This is a genomic window from Methanosphaera sp. (genome assembly GCF_016282985.1).
GTDB lineage: Archaea > Methanobacteriota > Methanobacteria > Methanobacteriales > Methanobacteriaceae > Methanosphaera.
Genome location: NZ_JAEELZ010000069.1, coordinates 1 through 2550 on the forward strand (window position 1 = coordinate 1; position 2550 = coordinate 2550).

A 2550-nucleotide genomic window follows, 5' to 3' on the forward strand; every position below is an offset into this window, starting at 1 on the left:
AATAGATGACATAGAATTACAGTATTTATTGGGAGTTTCTAAGTCTAATACAATATAATCTTTCATAATAATCCTTCAAAACAATATATGATTAAAATAATTATTTAATAATAATATATTTAACATTCTTTTAATTATTTTTATCCATTTAAACTCAAAAATAATTTTTATTTAAAAAAGGAAAGTTTTTAAAAAAATAAAAATATAATTATAAATAATGATAAATCAGATGGAATGATAATAATGTCAAAAGATAAACGTGATCCTTTAAATCCTTTTACAGGAAAAAAACATTATGATAAAGTCAACGACGATGTATTCCTTGCAGAATGTTATCAAGTATATTCACAAGAAGTATCCAAATATCAACTATTAGATCAAACTACAGTAGGTCAACAAGTACTCAATGTATCTAATAATTTAATTAGAACAATAGAAGATTATCTTAAACGAATTGGCAGATATGATTATGTGGAAGGTTACTATGATTGGGAAGTACACCTTGTAAATAGTGAAATAGTTAATGCTTGTTGTTATCCTGGAGGAAAAATAATTATTTATTCAGGAATATTACAATTAATCCAAAATGAGGATGAATTCGCATTTGTATTAGGTCACGAAATAGCACATGCTTTACTTGATCATTCACGTACACAGGCAAGTGTACAAGAAACCAAACAATCAGTATCAAAATTGTCATGGATTTTTACTTATATCTTAGATATGTTGGGATATGGTGGAGCTGGTAATATGGCTAGAGCTGCAATAAATGTTGCAAATACCGGTTCACAATTTTTCTTAACACAACCATGGGGACGTGACCATGAATTGGAAGCAGATAAATTAGGTATAACAATTTCTTATTTAGCAGGATACAATGTTGATATAGTACCTGATTTTTGGAAAAAATTCTCTGCACACAATGGTAATGAATTTGATTTCTTCTCTTCACATCCATCAGATTCTAAAAGAATAAAAGTTCTTCAAGAATCTTTAAATGAAATAAAAAGTGGAAAAGATATCTATTCTGGCCCATTATTACCTGAAACACCAAAAGTTTAAGAATAATTATAAACTATTTTTATTTTTTTTTATAAATTTTATTACTTTTATTATTTTTAATATCTTAGATAATGGAAATAAATTAAATAGTTTTAAAAAAAAGATTGAAGATTATGAAAATCTTCTAGAATATTTTTGGATAAACAGGGGTAGTTGATTTGGAAAACAATGAATAACCATAAGAACCTGCATTCATTATTGCTTTTATATCATTAGTTATTTCTTTAACTGATAGATATTTGTTTCCCCATAAATCACTGTATGTAGTCAAACTAGTAACTACTTTTGCATGTTTTGTCTGTTTAATCAGTTCTTTAGTAGTTGATGCCATCCATGCTGTATCTTCATAGTAATTGTTTTTATATGCCATCAATATAAGATAATCACAGTATTTTTCTAACGTTCTTGTATCCTGTCCATAATAGTATACTAAATTTTTAATTTCTGGTAAAACACAAGCAGAAATTTCCATACGATTATCATATTTTTTAGCCATATAGTTTACATCTTTTACAAAGTTATTAACCATAGAGGTATTAACTATTTTAGGTTCTAAACCACTATATCTTATGTAATCTAAACAAATACCTTCAACACCTTGGATATGCATAACATCTGAAATGAATTTTTTCATTTTTTTCTGTGTTGAAACGGTATAACTCCATTTACCATTATCTCTAAATACTATTACCCAGGCATGAACTTTAATATTTGTTTTCTTACATAAATCAATTGTATTTCTTAATGTTTTAGTGTCATTAGTAGCTTGTTTTACTATAACATATACATCAGTTATTCCTGAATTTACCCATTTTTTAACGTGTTCCATGGTTACAGTACCACTTACGAAAACAGATGCAACTGGAGTTTTTCTGGTTTTAAATATTTTTCCTGATTCATCTGTATTGACATAAAATGTTGTTTTTAAAGAAGTACCTTTATATTTATCAGTGTCATTATAATATATTTCTAAAGTGTTTGCATCAAATACAAATGTTTCATATTCACAAGTGAAATTTCCATTTTCATCTGTCTTTGAATAATATCTTTGATCATTAATTAATAATGTCAATGTAGTTTGTTTTAATGGATTTCCAGTTATATCTGTATATTTACCTTTTATTTGTATTTTACTTCCTAAAGTACTATTTGGAATTTTGTTTAAGGTAATCACAGTATCTTTTTTAGAAACAAAAAATGAAGTAGTATCATGTGCTCCATCATAATTATCATTTCCGTAATATGTAACCTTTACTGTATTATTACCTAAATCATAAGGTTTATATTCAAAACAATAAATTCCCTCTTCATTGGTTTTTGTAGTATATTTCTTACCATTAACTGTTATAATTATTGGAGTTAATTTCAGAGGGAGATTATTTTTATCTAAAAACTTACCTGTAATATTAACAACATCTAAATATTGAACATCTTTAATATTTTCAACATTTAGTTTAGTTGATTGTTTTATAACATTAAATGAACTAT

Annotated in this window: 1 protein-coding gene and 1 pseudogene; one reads left to right on the forward strand and one right to left on the reverse strand. The window is 25.9% G+C overall.

Going from position 1 to position 2550, the window contains the following annotated elements:
• The first annotated feature begins 243 nt into the window (after positions 1-243).
• The gene (locus tag QZZ11_RS04045) at positions 244-1062 is read left to right on the forward strand and encodes a M48 family metallopeptidase (protein ID WP_292473832.1); all 819 of its coding nucleotides are present in this window, start codon (positions 244-246) and stop codon (positions 1060-1062) included.
• A 124-nt stretch (positions 1063-1186) separates the two neighbouring features.
• Here QZZ11_RS04045 and QZZ11_RS04050 read toward each other — a convergent pair.
• Positions 1187-2550 (reverse strand): annotated as a pseudogene (locus QZZ11_RS04050) (hypothetical protein); the annotation flags it as partial.